The sequence below is a fragment of the Rhizobium sp. Root1204 genome (assembly GCF_001424965.1).
Taxonomy (GTDB): Bacteria; Pseudomonadota; Alphaproteobacteria; order Rhizobiales; family Rhizobiaceae; genus Pararhizobium.
The window spans coordinates 478,755-495,677 of record NZ_LMCZ01000034.1; the positions used below are offsets into that span (position 1 = coordinate 478,755).

Consider the following 16,923-nt stretch of genomic DNA (forward strand, 5'->3'; position numbering starts at 1 on the left):
TTGGAGCCCCCTATCATGCCCCTGCCTATCCGCATCGCCCCCTCCATTCTCGCCGCCGATTACGCTAAACTCGGACAGGAAGTACGCGACGTCGTTGCCGCCGGTGCCGACTGGATCCATCTGGACATCATGGATGGCCATTTCGTTCCGAATATCTCGTTCGGGCCGGATGTGATTAAGTCGCTGCGGCCGCATACACAGGCCTATTTCGATTGCCATCTGATGATCGCGCCGGCCGACCCGTATCTCGAAGCCTTTGCGAAAGCCGGCTGCGACAGCATCACCGTCCACGCGGAAGCAGGCCCCCATCTCGACCGTTCCGTTCAAGCCATCAAGGCACTCGGCAAGAAAGCCGGCGTCTCGATCAATCCGGCAACACCCGAAAGCGTGCTTGACTATCTGCTCGACAAGATCGACCTCGTTCTGGTGATGACGGTCAATCCGGGATTCGGCGGCCAGAAGTTCATTCCTGCCATGGAAGAGAAGATCCGCCGCATCAAGGCGATGATTGGCGACCGGCCGATCGACATTCAGGTCGATGGCGGAATCGCGCTGGATACGATTGCGCTTCCAGCGTCGGCCGGAGCCAATGTCTTCGTTGCTGGCTCGGCGATCTTCAGCGGTGGCCATGTCGACGCCTACCGTAAGACCATCGACATCCTGCGCAGCAACGCTGAGGGAGGCCGCGGGTGAGATTTTCAGGCGGAATCGCGGTTGCTTTACTTGCTTCGGCATTTTTTGCCGGCGCGGCCCGTGCCGGCGATTTCGCCTCATTTCAGCCGATCGGGTTTTCGGAGGACGGCAGTGTCTTCGCCTTCGAGGAATACGGTGTGCAGGATGGCTCCGGCTTTCCCTATTCGAACATCTTTTTCGTCGACACTCGCAAGGACACGTTTTTACCCGGCACGCCGATCCGGCTGCGCATTGATGAAGAAAACACCAGCCTTGCCAAGGTAAGGGCGCAAACGGCCGAAAAAGCCGCTGCGCTCACCCAGAAACTCGATCTAGGCGCCAATCCCGGCCTGCTCGCCGCCTTCAATCCGATCACGGAAACGGAAAGCTCGCCTCATCGCCTGACTTACCGGCAATATGCCGTCGATCCGCCGGTCGGCGGAGATTTCACGCTGACGCTCAACGAAATCCCTTTTGCCCCCTCCGCACTCTGCAAGGACGTGACGCCGCAATCGGCCGGCTTCCGTCTCTCCTACCAAACTGAAGACGGCACGGCATCGGACCGCGTTCTGCACACCGACACGGCCATTCCCGATAGCCGAAAATGCCCGACGGGTTATCGTATCGGCGGCGTCATGGTGTATAATCCACCGCAAGGCGAACCGGTCCACGTTGTCCTCGTTCAGGTCTTGAGCGTCGGTTTCGAAGGACGTGACGGGCGCTGGATCGCCGTTCCGGAGCCCGCAGCGCCATGATTTCATCCGAGCGTCAAGAAACGGGTGCAGTTTCGGCGATGGCGGCGCGGATGCGTGCCTCCTTGCCGAGTTTTCGCGAAGTCCTGTTCGGCGCACCGGTCTGGGGCGTGGTCATGGCGCTGTCGGCACTGGTTGCGCTGTATCTGCGGAATGGAGCAGAGACATCGCATCTTTACAGCATTCTTGTGCTGTTCTTTTTGGGTGGTCTGGTTTCCTGGCCATTCGCGTTGCTGCTTGGCCGTTTCGGTGCCATTGGCAGAGGCCGGGAAACCCGCTTTGCGGCATTCTTCCTGTGCTTGACGCTTTGCACCATCGCCATCACGGCTGTACTTTTCGCCCTTGATTACCGGATTTTCTATGCCCGCTGGCATGCGCCATTTGGCACCGGTCTCTGGGCCTACCAGTTCGCATTTACCTCAGCCAGTGCCATTTATCAGTTCATCGTCATGGGCATTCGCCTCTATCTGCCGATCGGATTTGCCGCTCTGGCTCTCGCCAGCCTGTGGCTGACTTGGCGCACGCCCGAACAGCAACGTTGAGATTGCCGTGTATCTTTGCTAGAGGCTCAGCAACTCCCATCGTGACGAAAGCTGAAAGCCCATGATCCCCCGTTACTCCCGGCCGGAAATGGTGGCCATCTGGTCGCCGGAAACCAAATTCCGCATCTGGTTCGAAATCGAAGCCTATGCCTGCGACGCACTGGCTGATCTCGGTGTTATCCCCAAGGAAGCCGCGCGGACAATCTGGGAAAAGGGCGGCGCGGCAACTTTCGACGTTGCGCGTATCGACGAGATCGAAGCCGTCACCAAGCATGACGTCATCGCCTTCCTGACGCATCTGGCTGAATTCATCGGTCCCGACAGCCGGTTCGTCCACCAGGGCATGACCTCGTCCGACGTCCTCGACACCACGTTGAACATCCAGTTGGTGCGCGCAGCCGACCTGTTGCTTGCTGACCTTGATCGCGTACTCAATGCCCTGAAGACCCGCGCCTTCGAACATAAGGACACGGTCCGCATTGGCCGCAGCCACGGCATCCATGCCGAGCCGACCACGATGGGCCTGACCTTCGCCCGGTTCTACGCCGAGATGAAGCGCAACCGCGACCGTCTGGTCGCTGCCCGGGCAGAAATCGCCACCGGCGCAATCTCCGGCGCTGTCGGCACCTTTGCCAATATCGACCCGCATGTCGAAGAATATGTCTGCGAAAAGCTCGGCCTCGTTGCCGAACCGATCTCCACGCAGGTGATCCCACGCGACCGTCACGCGATGTTCTTCGCAACACTCGGCGTGATCGGGTCCTCGATCGAAAACGTCGCTACCGAAATCCGCCATATGCAGCGCACCGAGGTTCTGGAAGCGGAAGAATTCTTCTCGCCGGGCCAGAAGGGCTCGTCGGCCATGCCGCACAAGCGTAATCCGGTCCTGACCGAAAACCTGACAGGCCTTGCCCGTCTGGTGCGCATGTCGGTGGTTCCGGCCATGGAAAACGTTGCCCTGTGGCACGAGCGCGATATCAGCCATTCCAGCGTCGAGCGCACCATCGGTCCGGATACGACGATCACCCTCGACTTCGCTCTTAACCGTCTGGCCGGTGTCATCGAGAAGCTGGTGATCTACCCGGAAAACATGTTGAAGAACATGAACAAGTTCCGCGGTCTGGTGATGAGCCAGCGCGTGCTTCTCGCCCTCACCCAGGCTGGCGTATCGCGAGAGGACAGCTATCGCCTCGTGCAGCGCAATGCCATGAAGGTCTGGGAAAAAGGCGCCGATTTCCTTGAGGAACTTCTGGCCGACGCGGAAGTACGGGCAGCCCTGCCGGAAGCGGAAATCCGCGAAAAATTCGATCTCGGCTACCACACCAAGCATGTCGACACGATCTTCCGCCGCGTGTTCGGCTGATCGCGTTCTGCGGAGAGCCTGACGGGCTCTCCGCACTCTTGCGGCTGCAATGTCTTATTTCGACCCGGTTCATTCAACTGCGAATGATTTTTTCAAACCTTTTGTCAGTCTTCCATAGGAGACTGCGACGGAGTGAAAATGCAAAAGTTGGAGGGGACCATGCCGAGCCAGCAGACAATCGAACGCAAAGCCACACGAACGGTAACAAAATTCACCGGTGAAGTCACTTGCAAGGGCGGGTCAAGCCGGGGGATCGTCAAGGACCTGTCGGAAACCGGGATTTGCTTTCAGCTCTACTTCGATATCAATGCCAGGACCGGTCAGGAAGTCTCGATCAAGAGCGAGGAGTTCGGCCATCTGACCGGTGTCGTGCAATGGTACCGTGGCGACAAGATTGGCATTCGCCTTAAAACGTCGTCCAACACATCGGCGCAGATTTCGTCCTATTTCAAATATTTCCGCTAAGCCACAGGCGTTACGTGCGAAAAAACAGTGCCGCCATGCCCGGCGGCACCTATCGTGGTGCGGCATGTCGAGCGGTTACTTGCCTTTCGGCGCAACAACCAGCTTGCGATAAAGGTGCCACGTCGCATGCCCGAGGATCGGCATGATGACGGCGAGACCGACGAAAACCGGGATCGAGCCGATGACCAGACCGGCCGCAACAATCAATCCCCAGACAGCCACCGGTACCGGGTTGGCAAGCGTCACGCGCACCGACGTCTCGACCGCCGCCACGACGCCAACATCCCGATCAAGCAGCAACGGAAACGACACGACCACCGTCGAAAGCACGATAACCGCAAAGACGAAGCCGACTGCATTGCCGATCAGGACAAGGCTCCACCCTTGATCGGTTCCAACGATCTGATTGTAGAGCGCCGAAAGCGACGATGCCGGCACGTCGCCGAACAGTTGCGTGTAGAGCGATTGCGCGACCATCAGCCAGACGACGAAGAGAACGAGCAGCATGAAAGCCAAGGCGAGGATCGACGGCAGTGCCGGGGAGCGGCGGACATCGAAGGCGTGCCGCCAGGAGGTATCCATCCCTATTTCCCGGCGTCTGCTGATCTCGTAGAGACCGATGGCTGCGACCGGGCCAAGCAGGGCAAAACCGGAAGCCAGAGGATAGAGCAGCGGCAGCATATTGACGCCCGAACTCCAGGTCGCAAGGACGACGCCGGCAATCGGATAGATCAGGCAGAGAAAGACGTAGTGAGACGGTTTTGCGTTGAAATCCTGCCAGCCGAGACGCAACGCGTCGAAAACGTCGGAAACACCGATCCTGCGTATCTCCGGATGTGTGAGCCCGTCGCTGGATCCTGCCATTACATGAAATGTTGTCATGACCAATTCTCCTCCAGGAACACGCGTCGTCACGTCATTCGAGAACAATCAGTATTTCAAGTTTCGAGGGGATTGCGGTATCCTTGACGGCAATCCGATGCTCTCGATATTGGCGTACTCGCCGCCACGGGCGTCGTGTTCAATCGCCCGTGCATCCAGCATATACCAGATTTGCACACCATACACTTGACTTCCGCTGCCCCCAACCTCAAATCCCCGTTATTATGAAAGCATCAGAAGCAGATATCCTCATTGTACCCGGTTATACCAATTCCGGGCCTGACCATTGGCAAACCCGGTGGCAGAACAAACTTGCCTCGGCGCGGCGCGTCGAACAGGCGGAGTGGGCAAAGCCCGTCCGGGAGGACTGGGTCAAGCGGATGATCGATGACGTCAATGCAGCAACAAAACCTGTCGTCATCGTTGCGCATTCACTCGGTGTGGCAACGGCCATTCACGCCCTGCCCCATTTTGAGAAGAAAATCGCCGGCGCCTTCCTCGTTGCACCGCCCGAGGTGACCAATCCGAAGATCCGCCCGAAACACCTGATGACGTTCGGTCCCTATCCGCGTGATCCGCTGCCGTTTCCGAGCCTTGTCGTGGCAAGCCGCAATGATCCTTTCGGCACCTACGAACATGCCGGCGATATGGCCAATGCCTGGGGCTCTCTGCTCGTGGACGCAGGCGAATCCGGCCATATCAACAGTGAATCCGGGCATGGTCCCTGGCCGGAAGGCACGATGGTCTTTGCTCAATTTCTCAACCGGCTCCAGCCCTGACCTTGCCGCAGCAACGAGGATATTTTAGCGACATCTCCCATTAAGGGGACTTTCATTGTCATCGGTCATGATGCCCGAAATTTGTTCGGGAATAGCTGGTACGTGACAACCGCGAGTAAAAGTAGACATTCGCCGCCAAAACCGGCAGCAACGGGGGTTTTACCGGACGCCGCAAGCATTCTTGATTGTGCGCCAATTGGCTATTGCCTGCTGGAACAGGACGGCTGCATTCGCCAGGTCAATGCAGCCTTCTCACATGCTCTTGCCCTGCCCTTAGATAAAATCCTCGGCGAACATATCCAGTGTTTTGTCCATGACGAGGACGCGGGTCCGCTGACAGCAATGATGGCAGATGTCCAGGCCAACGGAGCCTCGCCCAAACAATGTGAACTACGCCTGCCCCGACCGGACGGTTCTATCAAATGGGTCATGGCTTCGATATCGCACATGAGCGGCTCATCGCCGTGGATCATTCTCCAAACTCAATCGATCGACGAGCTCAAGCAGGCCGTTACCACTCTGCAGAAGAGCGAAACGCGCTGGAAATACGCGCTTGAAAGTGCTCACCAGGGCGTTTGGGACCACGACTTCAGCACAAACGAACTGTTCTACTCCATTCCCTGGAAAAATCTGCGTGGCATGGCAGCGGATGCGACCGTTGACGGATCCCTCGATGTCTGGATCGACAATGTCCATCCGGCCGACCGCGAACACGTAATCGAAAGTATTCGCCGTCAGGACGAGGGCGAAGTCGCGTTCAACACATTCCAGTACCGCGAACGCCATGCGGATGGCCGCTGGATCTGGATCGAAAGCCGGGGAGCCTCCATTGAGTGGACATCGGAGGGCAAGCCGAGCCGGATCATCGGCACGGATACCGATATCTCCGAACGCAAAAAGGCCGAGGCTCATCTTGAGGAAATATCGCGACGGCTGAGACTTGCTCTTGATGTATCGAAGGTGGGTGTATTCGAAGCCAATCTCGATACCGGCGCTATCGTGCGCGACAAGCATTTGCTATCTATCTATGGCCTGGATCCACAAGAGCCGAGTGTGTTGGCCTTCGAAGAAAGGCTGCACCCGCAGGATCGGGATGCAGCCCTCGCAAGGGTTGCGGCGGGCGTAGCTTCGGCTGCTCCCTTCATGAACGCGTTTCGCATTATCCGTCCCGACGGAGAAATTCGCCACATCCGCTCAAGTTCCGTAACCTTCACCGACAATGAAGGCGCGCGCAAACTCATCGGTGCCAATTGGGACGTGACCGAGGATGTTACCTTGCGCGAGGATCTGGAAAGAGCGCGGCAACTCGCAGAGGCACGCAATCTTGAACTGGAAGCGGCCCGGACCCGAATCGAATACAACGCGCTGCATGATCATCTGACCGGCCTGCCGAACCGGCGGTTCCTTGACCAGCGTCTCGATGAATGGATTGCCGATAAGGTCGATTATTGCGCCATCCTTCATATCGATCTCGACCGGTTCAAGCAGATTAATGACACGCTCGGTCATCAGGCCGGTGATGCCATGCTCGTACATACGGCGAACGTGCTTTCCACGATCATCGGCGATCGTGATTTCGTTGCGCGGATCGGCGGCGACGAATTCCTGGTGTTGTGCGACGCGCATCGACCGCAGGATGACGTCATCTTGCTCACGGATCAGATCATCGAAGCTCTGCGACAGCCGGTGACCTATGACGGGCACCCGTGCAGGTTCGGAGCCAGCGTCGGCATCGCCTGGACCGTCGATGGAACAGTTGGCGCCAAACAGTCGCTGATGAACGCCGATATAGCGCTCTATCGGGCCAAAGGGCTTGGCCGGAACCGTTATGAATTTTTCACGCAACAGTTGCAGACGCAAATCCATCATACCAAGCGCACGGCCGATGAAATCATCAAGGGGCTGGAGGAAGGCGAATTCGTTCCTTTCTATCAGCCACAGTTTGATGCCCGCACGCTCGATATTACCGGCGTCGAGACGCTCGCCCGCTGGGTACACCCGCGGCATGGCCTGCTGGCACCCGATTATTTTCTCAAGATCGCCGACGATATCAATGCGCTGATGACAATCGACCGCCGCATTGCCGAGCAGGCATTGAGCGATTTCAACCGCTGGGAGACGCAAGGTTTTGGTGTCCCGCGCATTTCCGTCAACGTCTCCTCGCCCCGGTTGCGCGAGCCTGGCCTGATCGATAGCTTGAAGCAGTTGAACATACCGCGTGGAAAACTGTCATTCGAGCTGTTGGAATCAATCTTCCTCGACGATCTCGACGAGGAATCCTCGCAAATCCTCAATAATCTCAGCGCGCTCGGCATCGACATCGAAATCGATGATTTCGGGACAGGCCATGCCTCGATTGTTGGCCTCATGAAGCTCAATCCGAGCCGCCTCAAGATCGATCGTGCTCTCGTCATACCGATTATCGAGGCCGCGGAGCAGCGCAAGCTGGTTGGATCGATCATCGATATCGGCCATTCGCTCAACATCGAAGTCGTCGCCGAGGGGGTGGAGACAATCCGCCATGCGCATATCTTGCGTGATCTGGGTTGCGATACACTGCAGGGCTATGCCTTCGCCAGGCCCATGGCCAGAACAGACCTCGAGGCATTTATCCGTTCCGGACGCTGGCGCACGCCGGAAACATCCATCGAATCTATGCACAAAATGGCCAGGAGGGACCGCTAGGCATAAAAAAACCGCCCGAAAACTCGGACGGTTCTAATTAGCTAATACGGCGATATCAGCCGTTCTGGACCTGTGTGACGGCCTCAGACAGAAGCTCAAGCATCTTCAGGCGAATCTCTTCGTCTGTCAGGGTGATGCCGGCAGCGTCAAAATCGGCGCGAAGCTTGCGCACGACATCCTCGTGCCCCGACTCTTCGAAGTCAGCCGCGACGACTTCCTTTGCGTAGGCGGCCGGGTCGCTCTTGCCCAGAAGCTCGGCAGCCCAGAGACCAAGAAGCTTGTTGCGGCGCGCCTCGGCCTTGAACTTCAACTCTTCGTCGAGAGCAAACTTCGATTCGAACGCCTTTTCGCGATCCTGCATATTGGTCATCCTTGATCTCCCAAAAACCGTTTTGAGTTTAGCTTTTCGCCCATAAACCAAAAGGTCATCGAAAGTGCAATGCGAAGTTTTCCGGCGTGGCGACTTTCGTGCTACCCTGAAGAGGATCGGGCAGACGTAAATCAGGGGATCGGAACAGTCGCCGATTGTGAAATGGTTTCATTTCGGTTATGGACCGCCTTAGAAAATACCAAGTGCGCAGCCCAAGCGCCTTTAGAGATAGAGACACCATTCATGAACCGTCGCCGCCGTATCTACGAGGGCAAGGCCAAGATCCTTTACGAAGGTCCGGAGCCTGGCACTCTGATCCAGTTCTTCAAAGACGATGCTACGGCCTTCAACGCCAAGAAGCATGAGATCATCGACGGCAAGGGTGTGCTCAACAACCGGATTTCAGAATATATCTTCACCCATCTGAACCGTATCGGCATTCCCACGCATTTCATCCGCCGCCTCAACATGCGCGAACAGCTGATCAAGGAAGTGGAAATCATTCCGCTCGAGATTGTCGTGCGCAACGTGGCTGCCGGCTCGCTCGCCAAGCGCCTCGGCATCGAGGAAGGCGTGGTCCTGCCGCGCTCGATCATCGAATTTTACTATAAGGCCGATGCGCTTGAAGACCCGATGGTCTCCGAAGAGCATATCACGGCATTCGGCTGGGCAAGTCCGCAGGAACTTGATGACATCATGGCGCTCGCCATCCGCATCAACGACTTCCTCACCGGCCTGTTTCTCGGCGTCGGCATCCAACTGGTTGATTTCAAGATCGAATGTGGCCGTCTGTTCGAAGGCGACATGATGCGCATCATCCTGGCCGACGAGATTTCGCCGGACAGCTGCCGTCTGTGGGACGTCGAGACCAAGGAAAAGATGGACAAGGACCGGTTCCGCCGCGATATGGGAGGCCTTGTCGAGGCTTACCAGGAAGTGGCGCGCCGCCTTGGCATCATGAACGAAAACGAACCGCCCCGCGGCTCCGGCCCGGTTCTGGTAAAGTAAGCAGGAAAAGACGACAGTGATCAACGCACGCGTAACAGTGACGCTGAAGAACGGCGTTCTCGACCCTCAGGGCAAGGCAATCGAAGGCGCGCTTGGCGCACTCGGCTTCGAGGGCCTTGGCCATGTCCGCCAGGGCAAGGTCTTCGATCTGCAGATCGACACTGCCGACAAGGCAAAGGCCGAAGCCGAAGTAAAGGCGATGTGCGAGAAACTCCTCGCCAACACGGTGATTGAGAACTACACTATCTCACTCGCCTGATGGTTGAATGAGGTGGTCGAATGGCCGAAATCACGAATGAAATGCTGTACACGGAAGTAATGGCACTCGATCGTCGGCTTCAAGAGACCGCCCAGTCTCTGGATGAATTGGTTGCCTTTATGCGGGAAACCAACCGGGAGTTAACAGAAGGCCGTGAGCGTACAGAAACTCTCAAGCGAACGTTGTTCGGAAGCCGCCTGGAGAAGCTAGGCTAGTTTCATGGCTGATGTCACTCAGGAACTTATTCACGAGATTCTGCGGCGTATGCACGTTAGGGCCGACAAATCCGATAATGCGATCCGCGACCTTCGAAGCGAAATGGGCTCTATAAGACTGTCGTTACATGCCCACCAGAACGACATCAACACGCTCTATACAATGCTTCATCAGATAGATGAGCGTTTGGAGAGAATAGAAAACCGCCTCGAATTGCGCGAGCTTGCCGAGGCCCAATCCAGGTTTGAACCGCACCCATGAAATCCGCCGTCGTTCAGCTTCCAGGCCTTAACCGTGACCGCGACATGATCGCAGCGTTGACCAAGATTTCCGGCAACGCGCCGGTCACCATCTGGCAAACAGAAACGGACATCCCGGATGTCGACCTGATCGTCATTCCTGGTGGCTTTTCCTACGGTGATTATCTGCGCTGCGGCGCGATCGCAGCCCGCATGCCCGTCATGCAGGCGATCAAGGCGAAGGCCGAGGCCGGCGTCAAGGTGCTCGGCGTCTGCAACGGCTTCCAGATCCTGGTCGAGGCAGGCCTCCTGCCGGGTGCCTTGATGCGCAACGCCTCACTGAAGTTCGTCTGCAAGGAAATCAAGCTTGAGGTCGTCAATGCCAATACCGATTTCAGCCGCGCTTACGAACAGGGTCAGATCATCCGTTGCCCGGTAGCCCATCATGACGGCAACTATTTTGCCGACGCGGAAACACTGAAGACGATCGAGGATAATGGCCAGGTCGTCTTCCGTTATGCGGCCGGTACCAATCCGAACGGTTCGGTCAACGACATTGCCGGGATCGTCAATGCCAGGGGCAATGTGCTTGGCATGATGCCGCATCCGGAGAACCTGATCGAAGCCGCACATGGCGGCTCGGACGGACGCGGCCTGTTCGCTTCCGCGCTCGATGTAATCGCTGCTTAACAGTCGCTCTGCTAGAAGGCACCCTATAGACAGAATCATAAGGGGCCTTCATGCGCGCCGCAGCTTTCCTTCGCTTCTTTGCTACCGCCGGCTCCATCGCCGTGCTTCTGGCGGGTTGCCAGTCATCAAAACCGCCGACCCCGGCGCAGAACACGGCAGCATTGCCCACCATGGAGCGGATCGCGCTGGGCGCCAATGCCTGCTGGTTCAAATCCGGTGATGCAGCCTTCAAGGCCTATCGCCTCGCGCCGGAATTGAATTCCTTCTCCGGGCGCCCGCGCATCCTCATCGTCAAGCGCAATTCACCCGAATCGCGACCTCTCGCAGTGGTCCAAGCCGAGGGGCACCCTGCCCGGCTGCAGGCTTTTGGCCCGCTTTTCAGCGAAACTGTCGGCGCACGGATGACCACGGATATCAAACGCTGGGCTGCTGGCGGAACGGGCTGCCGCTGAGGCTTTCAGCACAAAGTCCTTGCCGCGCGGACAGCACCCCGAAAAAACCTAATCAGGTGCGAACAACCTGAGCCCGGCGGCATTCCGGGCTGTCATTATACCATTCAGTTCGTTCGCATACGGTGAATTACCGGCACTGACCTTCTGTTCACTCAAGTATTGTCCACCGTGAAAGCCACCGTTCTAACCGGTGGAGATAGGCGGTGGATTGATCGCATATCGCTATTTCTTGCCGCTTTTCATTCACGCCCTTTTGCACGACAATCAACTCGAGACTGTTCACACCCACTCAACGCAATCCAAGAACGTATTTTTATGCAAGCAACCAGAGAATGGTATTCTTGTGGCTGTCACGAATCCGCGTACATTCTCATGCTAGGCGCAGACCATTCCGCTGGCGCTTTTCACCCCAGCTCTTACCCACACCAAAGGCACACTTATGACCGTCATGATCTATCATAACAGTGCCTGCGGTACATCCCGTTCGGTTCTCAAGCTCATTCGCGACACAGGAACAGTGCCTGCCATTGTCGACTATATGGCAACACCGCCGAGCCATGAGGAAATGCTGGCTCTTCTGCTTGCCATGGACATGGCGCCACGCCAGTTGCTGCGGATCAAGGAGCCCGCGTACCTGGCGCTCAAGCTGGATGACGAGAGCAAGACAGACCGGGAGATCATTGACGCAATGCTGGCCCATCCCGAACTGATACAGAGACCCATCGTCGTGACCGGGAAGGGTGTCAGACTCTGCCGGCCAGACACCAAAGTCCTGGAAATTCTGTAGTCCTGCAGGTCCATTTTAGTCCCAGAATGGCCGTGCTGCCTCCCGGCGCGCCTCCGCCGGCGTAACGCCGATATCGGCAAGCTGATCATCCGTCAGCTCAGAAAGAGCAATCCGGCTCAGCCGCTTTTCTTCACGGCCGAGAATCCAGACGATCATATACCGACCAAGCTGCTTCAATCGCGAGACGAGGCCTCGCGGCTGGATTGTACCTATCGCAATAGAACATGCGGCGCCATTATCGGTGCAAATTGTACCCATTGTCATCACTCCATCGATTGCAACGGTTGCATTTCGGTATTGGATTGTCATAATTGACAGGAAAACCGATGCAATGTAGAAATTGTCACCATGACAACATGGATGCCAGACCCCACACAAGGCCAAGGGCCGCTTTACGCACGTATCGCCGATCAGATCGAGCAGGCGATTGCCGGTGGCGTGTTGGCCGTCGGTACGAAATTGCCGCCACAGCGCAACCTTGCCTTCGATATCGGCGTGACAATCGGGACAATCGGCCGCGCCTATCATCTGGTGCGCGAACGCGGGCTGGTCAGTGGCGAAGTGGGGCGCGGGACCTATGTGCTTGACAATGCCGAATTGCGCCCGGCCGAACAGCCAGATCCAATGAGCGCGGCACTGGCCGGCACAAGGCCGCTGAAGGCCCCGCCCGGAAAACTCCGGTTCGACAGCACGGCCGCACCGGATATCGGCCAGGGCGCCTCGCTTGAAAAAGTGCTGGTCGATATCAGCCGGGAACATCACGCCGATATTGCCAGCTATGCTCGCGATTTTCCGGCACATTGGTTTACTGCGGGAAGCCAGTGGCTCGCCAAGGGGAGTTTCCGGCCGCAGCCCGATCGCATCGTGCCGACGCTTGGCGCTCATGCCGGCGCCGTCGCCGTCATCGCCGCCGTTACGGCACCAGGCGACAAGATCGCCTTCGAGAACATCACCTATTCCCAGATCAGCCGCAGCGCCGGACTGATCGGACGCCGGACGATTCTCTTGCGCACTGATGATTACGGCCTGGATCCGGACGATTTCGAGCGGGTCTGCGCCCAGCAGCACCCGAAACTCGCCTTCCTGATGCCAACGGCGCAAAATCCGACCGTGGTGACATTGTCACTGGAGCGACGTCAGGCAATCGCCGATATTGCCCGCCGCTACGGCGTCTGGCTGCTGGAAGATGATCTTTATGGCGCAATGACCGGCGACATGCTGCCGCTTCTGGCCGAATTGGCGCCCGAGCGGACATTTCTGGTCGGTGGCCTGTCGAAATCGGTCGCTGCGGGCGTGCGCGGCGGCTGGGTCGCCTGTCCTCCGCATTTCAGCCAGCGCATTCGCATCGCTCACAAGATGGTCAGCGGCGGCATGCCGTTTCTCTTGGCAGAGCTTTGCGCCCGGCTTGTATTAAGCGGCGAAGCGGCGGCTTTACGCTCCAGAAGCATCGACGAGATCAGGGCGCGGGAACAAATGGCCCGCGAAATCTTCGCCGACATTGACTTTAATTCTCACCCACATGTGCCGTTCCTCTGGCTGAAACTGTCGGAACCCTGGTTCTCAGGCACGTTCAAGCATGCAGCCTTCGAGGAAGGCGTGCTTGTTGATGACGAGGACGAGTTCAAGGCCGGGCGGACGGAAAGCGTTTATCACCGTGTCCGCATCGGCTTTTCCTCGCCCGCCGACCGCAACGAGGTGCGGCGGGGTTTCCTGACCCTTCGCCGGCTACTCGACAGCGGCCGCACGGGCTATGACAGCTTCGCCTGAGCGAGCCAGCACATTATCGGCGAAAAGCGCGTGATCTCCTGTGCTTTTCCGGCATTTTCCTGTCGCATCCGGCAGTCGCTTCGGTTAAAGAAACCGCGACGTGATCTCTTTGTTTTGACGCATCCTCACAAACTGACGGAACCTTTGCCGTCCAGGATGCTCCAACGGACCGAATGGACCCCGATGACCATTTCCAATACCCGCCCCATCACCGCCGATCTGATTGCCTCGCACGGCCTGAAACCGGATGAGTATCAGCGTATCCTTGGCCTGATCGGCCGCGAGCCGACATTTACGGAACTTGGCATCTTTTCGGCGATGTGGAATGAGCACTGCTCCTACAAATCCTCGAAGAAATGGCTGCGCACGCTGCCAACCACCGGTCCGCGCGTCATCCAGGGACCGGGAGAAAATGCCGGCGTGGTCGATATCGATGACGGCGATTGCGTGGTCTTCAAAATGGAGAGCCACAATCACCCGTCCTATATCGAGCCCTATCAGGGTGCTGCGACCGGTGTCGGCGGCATCCTGCGCGACGTCTTCACCATGGGTGCGCGTCCGATCGCCGCGATGAACGCGCTGCGCTTCGGCGCACCGGATCATCCGAAGACCCGTCATCTCGTTTCCGGCGTCGTTGCTGGCGTCGGTGGTTACGGCAATTCCTTCGGTGTGCCGACAGTCGGCGGCGAAGTCGAGTTCGATGCCCGCTACAACGGCAACATCCTCGTCAACGCTTTCGCGGCGGGCCTCGCCAAGTCCAACGCCATCTTTCTGTCGGAAGCCAAGGGCGTCGGCCTGCCCGTCGTCTATCTCGGCGCCAAGACCGGCCGCGACGGTGTCGGCGGCGCCACCATGGCATCGGCCGAATTCGACGAGTCGATCGAGGAGAAGCGTCCGACCGTCCAGGTCGGCGACCCCTTCACCGAAAAGTGCCTGCTGGAAGCCTGCCTTGAACTGATGAAGACCGGTGCGGTCATCGCCATCCAGGACATGGGTGCTGCCGGCCTCACCTGCTCGGCCGTCGAAATGGGCGCCAAGGGCGGCCTCGGCATCGAGCTGCAGCTGGATCAGGTTCCCGTGCGCGAAGAGCGCATGACCGCCTATGAAATGATGCTGTCGGAAAGCCAGGAGCGCATGCTCATGGTTCTCGAACCCGCCAAGGAAGACGTCGCCAAGGCGATCTTCGTCAAGTGGGGTCTCGATTTCGCCATCGTCGGCAAGACCACTGATGACCTGCGTTTCCGCGTCATCCATCAGGGCGAGGAAGTCGCCAATCTGCCGATCAAGGAACTGGGCGACGAAGCGCCAGAATACGACCGTCCGTGGACCCCGGCAAAGATTGCCGCTCCGCTGGCAGCCGGCGACATTCCGCAGGCCGATATCGCCGATGCCGTTCTGTCGCTGGTTGGATCCGCCAACAATTCGTCGCGCCGCTGGGTGTACGAACAATATGACACGCTGATTCAGGGCAATTCGCTGCAGCTGCCGGGCGGCGATGCTGGCGTCGTCCGCGTCGAAGGTCATCCGACCAAGGCGCTGGCATTCTCGTCCGACGTAACACCGCGTTATGTCGAGGCTGACGCGTTCGAAGGCGGCAAGCAGGCCGTGGCTGAATGCTGGCGCAACATCACGGCAACCGGTGCTTTGCCGCTGGCTGCCACCGACAATCTCAACTTCGGTAATCCGGAACGCCCGGAAATCATGAGCCAGCTGGTTCACGCCATCAAGGGCATCGGCGAGGCCTGCCGCGCGCTCGATTTCCCGATCGTTTCCGGCAACGTCTCGCTCTACAACGAGACTAACGGCCAGGGTATCCTGCCGACCCCGACCATTGGCGGCGTCGGCCTGCTTGGCGACTGGTCGCAGATGGCGCGCATCCGCTTTGCCGCCGAAGGCGAGACCCTCCTGCTCGTTGGCGCGCCGGAAGGCCTTGGAACGCATCTTGGCCAGTCGGTTTACCTGCGCGACGTCCATGGCCGCTCCGACGGCCCTGCCCCGCATGTCGATCTCGCTCATGAGCGCAAGACCGGCGATTTCGTTCGCGACTTGATTACCGACGGGCTGACGACAGCGGTACACGACTGCTCGTCCGGCGGCCTGGCGCTGGCGGTTGCCGAAATGGCAATGGCATCGGGAATCGGTGCCAAGGTATCGGCTGTTGCCGGCCGCGATGCGATCGAAGTCTTCTTCGGCGAAGACCAGGGACGTTATGTCGTCACCGTCAAGCCGGAGCATGCAGCCTTGGTTGCAGAGCGGGCAAAGGCTGCCGGCGTGGCAGCACCTGTCATCGGTAGCACCGGCGGTACGGAAGTGGTGCTGGGTTCGGCCAAGCCACTTGCAATTCTGCAATTGCGCTCGGCCTATGAATCATGGTTCCCTGACTTCATGGACGGCGAAACACAGATCGCCGCCGAGTAATTCAGGGAGTACAGACCATGCCGATGGCACCTGGCGATATTGAAGACATGATCAAGTCGGGCATTCCCGGCGCAAAGGTGACTATCCGGGATCTCGCCGGTGATGGCGACCATTACGCAGCCGAAGTTGTCGCGGAGGCTTTCCGCGGCAAGAGCCGGGTGCAGCAACACCAGATGGTCTACAATGCGCTGAAGGGCAATATGGGGGGCGTTCTGCACGCCCTCGCCCTTCAGACATCCGCGCCGGAATAAGCCTGAATGGCCAGCCTCATGAACGAATTGGTTAGCGGCGTAGTCGAGAGCGTTCTGAAGGAAATCCTGAAGAAAGCTGGCGGAAGCACGGCAACCAAACGGCAAAAGCGGCAGACCCGTTCTGCCACAACCGGCCGTTTCAAGAAGGCCCCGGCCGCAAAGGCAAAACCGGCTAAGAAGCAGCTGAGCCGGCGCAAAACAGCCGCATCTCGCAGCAAGGTGCGCTAGGACTGCGCCGTCACTGTTGCAGTCGTGCAAGCCATCAATTTTTGTTGTATTCAGGTGATGAAAATCACTCGCGTGCATGCTATCTAACAGATATCGAC

21 protein-coding genes are annotated in these 16,923 nt (G+C 58.2%); 18 read left to right on the forward strand and 3 right to left on the reverse strand.

Annotated features, from left to right (window positions below):
* Positions 1 to 15: 15 nt before the first annotated feature.
* From rpe to ASC96_RS23625, 5 genes are all read left to right on the forward strand, one after another.
* On the forward strand, positions 16 to 693 hold the full coding sequence (gene rpe, locus ASC96_RS23605) for a ribulose-phosphate 3-epimerase (RefSeq protein ID WP_060505507.1): 678 nt from the start codon (positions 16 to 18) through the stop codon (positions 691 to 693).
* Entirely contained in the window at positions 690 to 1,427 is a 738-nt protein-coding gene (locus ASC96_RS23610; RefSeq protein WP_060505508.1) for a DUF2259 domain-containing protein, read from the forward strand. The genes rpe and ASC96_RS23610 overlap by 4 nt, the downstream gene beginning before the upstream one ends.
* Positions 1,424 to 1,966, forward strand: coding sequence for a hypothetical protein (locus tag ASC96_RS23615; RefSeq protein WP_060505509.1), 543 nt, complete (start codon positions 1,424 to 1,426; stop codon positions 1,964 to 1,966). Before ASC96_RS23610 ends, ASC96_RS23615 begins: the two co-directional genes overlap by 4 nt.
* 61 nt (positions 1,967 to 2,027) lie before the next feature.
* The gene (purB, locus tag ASC96_RS23620) at positions 2,028 to 3,329 is read left to right on the forward strand and encodes an adenylosuccinate lyase (RefSeq protein ID WP_060505510.1); all 1,302 of its coding nucleotides are present in this window, start codon (positions 2,028 to 2,030) and stop codon (positions 3,327 to 3,329) included.
* Positions 3,330 to 3,488: 159 nt separating this feature from the next.
* Positions 3,489 to 3,794, forward strand: a complete 306-nt coding sequence (locus ASC96_RS23625) for a PilZ domain-containing protein (RefSeq protein ID WP_060505511.1) — start codon at positions 3,489 to 3,491, stop codon at positions 3,792 to 3,794.
* Positions 3,795 to 3,869: 75 nt separating this feature from the next.
* Here the strand turns inward: ASC96_RS23625 and ASC96_RS23630 are convergent, their stop codons facing one another.
* Positions 3,870 to 4,676 (reverse strand): DUF2189 domain-containing protein, encoded by an 807-nt coding sequence (locus ASC96_RS23630; RefSeq protein WP_060505512.1) that lies wholly within the window; start codon positions 4,674 to 4,676, stop codon positions 3,870 to 3,872.
* Positions 4,677 to 4,900: 224 nt separating this feature from the next.
* Between ASC96_RS23630 and ASC96_RS23635 the strand changes: the two genes are divergently transcribed.
* Positions 4,901 to 5,455, forward strand: coding sequence for an alpha/beta hydrolase (locus ASC96_RS23635; protein ID WP_060505513.1), 555 nt, complete (start codon positions 4,901 to 4,903; stop codon positions 5,453 to 5,455).
* Positions 5,456 to 5,557: 102 nt separating this feature from the next.
* A complete protein-coding gene (locus ASC96_RS23640) occupies positions 5,558 to 8,140 on the forward strand; it encodes a bifunctional diguanylate cyclase/phosphodiesterase (RefSeq protein WP_162246390.1) in 2,583 nt (860 codons plus the stop codon).
* Between the two features lie 55 nt (positions 8,141 to 8,195).
* Here the strand turns inward: ASC96_RS23640 and ASC96_RS23645 are convergent, their stop codons facing one another.
* Complete coding sequence (locus tag ASC96_RS23645) at positions 8,196 to 8,510, reverse strand: DUF1476 domain-containing protein (protein ID WP_060505515.1); 315 nt, start codon at positions 8,508 to 8,510, stop codon at positions 8,196 to 8,198.
* Positions 8,511 to 8,753: 243 nt separating this feature from the next.
* Here ASC96_RS23645 and purC point away from each other — a divergent pair, with 243 nt between their 5' ends.
* The 7 genes from purC (at position 8,754) to arsC (ending at position 12,161) form a co-directional block, all read left to right on the forward strand.
* A complete protein-coding gene (gene purC / locus ASC96_RS23650; RefSeq protein ID WP_037095596.1) occupies positions 8,754 to 9,518 on the forward strand; it encodes a phosphoribosylaminoimidazolesuccinocarboxamide synthase in 765 nt (254 codons plus the stop codon).
* Positions 9,519 to 9,534: 16 nt separating this feature from the next.
* Complete coding sequence (gene purS, locus ASC96_RS23655; RefSeq protein WP_037095598.1) at positions 9,535 to 9,777, forward strand: phosphoribosylformylglycinamidine synthase subunit PurS; 243 nt, start codon at positions 9,535 to 9,537, stop codon at positions 9,775 to 9,777.
* A 20-nt stretch (positions 9,778 to 9,797) separates the two neighbouring features.
* A complete protein-coding gene (locus ASC96_RS23660; RefSeq protein ID WP_060505516.1) occupies positions 9,798 to 9,992 on the forward strand; it encodes a hypothetical protein in 195 nt (64 codons plus the stop codon).
* A gap of 4 nt (positions 9,993 to 9,996) precedes the next feature.
* Positions 9,997 to 10,254, forward strand: a complete 258-nt coding sequence (locus ASC96_RS23665; RefSeq protein ID WP_060505517.1) for a hypothetical protein — start codon at positions 9,997 to 9,999, stop codon at positions 10,252 to 10,254.
* Positions 10,251 to 10,922, forward strand: a complete 672-nt coding sequence (gene purQ / locus ASC96_RS23670) for a phosphoribosylformylglycinamidine synthase subunit PurQ (protein WP_060505518.1) — start codon at positions 10,251 to 10,253, stop codon at positions 10,920 to 10,922. The genes ASC96_RS23665 and purQ overlap by 4 nt, the downstream gene beginning before the upstream one ends.
* A 50-nt stretch (positions 10,923 to 10,972) precedes the next feature.
* Entirely contained in the window at positions 10,973 to 11,374 is a 402-nt protein-coding gene (locus tag ASC96_RS23675) for a hypothetical protein (protein ID WP_060505519.1), read from the forward strand.
* 439 nt (positions 11,375 to 11,813) lie between these two features.
* Positions 11,814 to 12,161 (forward strand): arsenate reductase (glutaredoxin), encoded by a 348-nt coding sequence (gene arsC / locus ASC96_RS23680; protein WP_060505520.1) that lies wholly within the window; start codon positions 11,814 to 11,816, stop codon positions 12,159 to 12,161.
* Between the two features lie 15 nt (positions 12,162 to 12,176).
* On the opposite strand, the gene ASC96_RS34100 is transcribed toward arsC, so the two are convergent.
* On the reverse strand, positions 12,177 to 12,419 hold the full coding sequence (locus ASC96_RS34100; protein ID WP_244482278.1) for a DUF1127 domain-containing protein: 243 nt from the start codon (positions 12,417 to 12,419) through the stop codon (positions 12,177 to 12,179).
* A gap of 90 nt (positions 12,420 to 12,509) precedes the next feature.
* On the opposite strand from ASC96_RS34100, the gene ASC96_RS23685 reads away from it, so the two are divergent.
* The 4 genes from ASC96_RS23685 (at position 12,510) to ASC96_RS23700 (ending at position 16,825) form a co-directional block, all read left to right on the forward strand.
* The gene (locus ASC96_RS23685; RefSeq protein WP_060505521.1) at positions 12,510 to 13,928 is read left to right on the forward strand and encodes a PLP-dependent aminotransferase family protein; all 1,419 of its coding nucleotides are present in this window, start codon (positions 12,510 to 12,512) and stop codon (positions 13,926 to 13,928) included.
* A 183-nt stretch (positions 13,929 to 14,111) separates the two neighbouring features.
* Complete coding sequence (gene purL, locus ASC96_RS23690; RefSeq protein ID WP_060505645.1) at positions 14,112 to 16,346, forward strand: phosphoribosylformylglycinamidine synthase subunit PurL; 2,235 nt, start codon at positions 14,112 to 14,114, stop codon at positions 16,344 to 16,346.
* 17 nt (positions 16,347 to 16,363) lie between these two features.
* Positions 16,364 to 16,597, forward strand: a complete 234-nt coding sequence (locus tag ASC96_RS23695) for a BolA family transcriptional regulator (RefSeq protein ID WP_037095612.1) — start codon at positions 16,364 to 16,366, stop codon at positions 16,595 to 16,597.
* Positions 16,598 to 16,603: 6 nt separating this feature from the next.
* Positions 16,604 to 16,825 carry a hypothetical protein gene (locus ASC96_RS23700; RefSeq protein ID WP_060505522.1) on the forward strand — a complete coding sequence of 74 codons (222 nt, stop codon included), beginning with the start codon at positions 16,604 to 16,606 and terminating at the stop codon, positions 16,823 to 16,825.
* Positions 16,826 to 16,923: the final 98 nt, after the last annotated feature.